Source organism: Variovorax sp. P4_D9, from assembly GCF_056401695.1.
In genome coordinates this window covers 1-2,042 of record NZ_JBFUIU010001219.1, presented here as the reverse complement: position 1 = coordinate 2,042, position 2,042 = coordinate 1, and the positions used below count along the sequence as shown (strand labels likewise).

General features: G+C 64.5%; 2 protein-coding genes. Both read left to right on the top strand.

Annotated features, from left to right (window positions below; translation table 11 throughout):
* Positions 1–810 (top strand): SDR family oxidoreductase (locus AC1DY5_RS53200; protein WP_478122279.1); only part of this gene is annotated, 810 nt, incomplete at its 5' end.
* Between the two features lie 46 nt (positions 811–856).
* A partial coding sequence (locus tag AC1DY5_RS53195; protein WP_478122278.1) for a GMC family oxidoreductase occupies positions 857–2,042 on the top strand: 1,186 nt, incomplete at its 3' end.

Below are 2,042 nucleotides of genomic sequence, written 5' to 3'. Positions count from 1 at the left end.
ATACAACTCCGAGAGACTAAAGTGGATCTTCAACTAAAAGGTAAGCATGTGCTGATCACCGGCGGGTCCGGGGGCATTGGCTTGGCATGCGCGCAGGAATTCTTCAATGAGGGTTGCACGCTGAGCCTCGTGGGCCGCGAACAGCAGCAGCTCGACCAAGCGCTTTCGCAACTCGATCCGCAGGGGCAGCGCGCAAGCGCATACTTGGCCGAACTCACCGACCCTGCAGACGCTTTGCGGGTTGTCGAAGAGGCGGAGAAGGTGAGGGGGCCCATCGACATTTTGGTCAACGCCGCGGGAGCGGCCCGACAGAAGCCGTTTGCAGAGCTCGAGCCCAAGGACTGGGGCGCCGCCATGGACGCCAAGTTCCTGACCTACATGAATGTGACGGACCCGGTGATCAAGCGCATGGGTTCGCGCGGCACTGGCGCCATCGTGAGCGTGGTTGGCATGGGCGGCAAGCTGCCCATCACAACCCATCTGGCGGGCGGCTCCGCGAATGCTGCCTTGATGCTGGCAAGCGCAGGGTTAGCCATGGCCTATGGTCCGCAGGGTGTGCGCGTGAACGCCGTGAATCCATCGAAGACCGCGACCGCCCGCCTCGCACACGGCGTCGAAGCCGAGGCGCGCCAAAGCAACGTGTCGGTGGAAGCGGCGTTGGAGAAGGCGCGCGAGTCACTTCCGCTCGGCCGGCCGGCCACGCCACAGGACGTGGCCAACGTCGTGGTCTTCCTCGCTTCGCCGCGAGCGGGCTATGTGTCCGGCGTGGTGGTCTCGATCGATGGGGGCGCAAGGCCCGTCATCATCTAGATCTGGACGGACGAACGTCCCCCACGCTCCGCCTTCACGACTGCCCATGCAAGCTACTTTCGACTACATCATTGTTGGCGCGGGTTCCGCGGGTTGCGTGCTCGCCAGCCGGCTCTCTGCGAACCCCCGCAACAAGGTCCTGCTCCTAGAGGCCGGGGAGGACTTTGCGCCGGGGCCGGAGCCTATGGACATACGCGATCCGTATCCGCTTTCTTCCTATAACGCCGCCTACTTCTGGCCCGAGGTGAAGGCCTTCTGGCGCTCCAGCGCAACGGGGAAAGCCGTGAAGTTCCCGCAGGCCAAGGTGATCGGCGGCGGATCTTCGGTCATGGGAATGGTCGCCTTTCGAGGAACGTCGGACGACTTCAATGAGTGGGAGGCGGCCGGCGCGCAGGGATGGGGCTGGAAGGATGTGCTTCCCTATTTCTGCAGGCTTGAGACGGACCAGGACTTCAGCGGTCCGGCGCACGGAGCGACCGGTCCCATTCCAATCCGGCGCGTTCCCTCTGAGCAGTGGCCGCCGCTCACGCGCGCCTTGCAGCGATACGCGACCGACAGCGGCCTGCCTGTCGTGCCCGACATGAACGCAGACTTCACAGACGGCTTCGGCGTCACCCCGATCAGTAGCCGCGCGCAAGGACGTATCACGGCGGCGGCGGGCTACCTGACGCCGGATGTGCGACAGCGGGCTAACCTGACGATCATGGCGCGAGCCACCGTTCGGTCACTGCTGAGTGAAGGCAGGCGCGTCACGGGGGTTGTCGCGGATCTGAAGGAGGGGCAGAGCCAATTCAGGGCGCACGAAGTCATTCTCTGCCTGGGCACAATCCACACGCCGGCGCTCCTGCAGCGCGCAGGAATCGGCGACGCGCGTGAATTACGGGAACTGGGCATCCCGGTCCTTGCCGACCGGCCGGGGGTGGGGAAAAACCTGCAGAACCACGCAGCCCTGTTTGTAGGCGCCATCCTGCGGAGGGGGTTTCGCCAGAGCGCAGCATTGAGGACCCATCCTACGGCGTGCCTGCGACTGTCGTCGGGCACGCCGGGCGCGCCGAAGTCGGACGTGTACATCAACATCCAGAGCAAGACGTCCTGGAACGCGATGGGTCTGCGCTTGGCCAGCCTAAACTCTGTGCTTCTGAAGCCCCAAGGCACGGGCCGCGTCAAGCTGGCATCGAGTGATCCCCTGCAGGCGCCGATTGTTGAGTTCGGCTTCGGAGAGAACCGTGGAG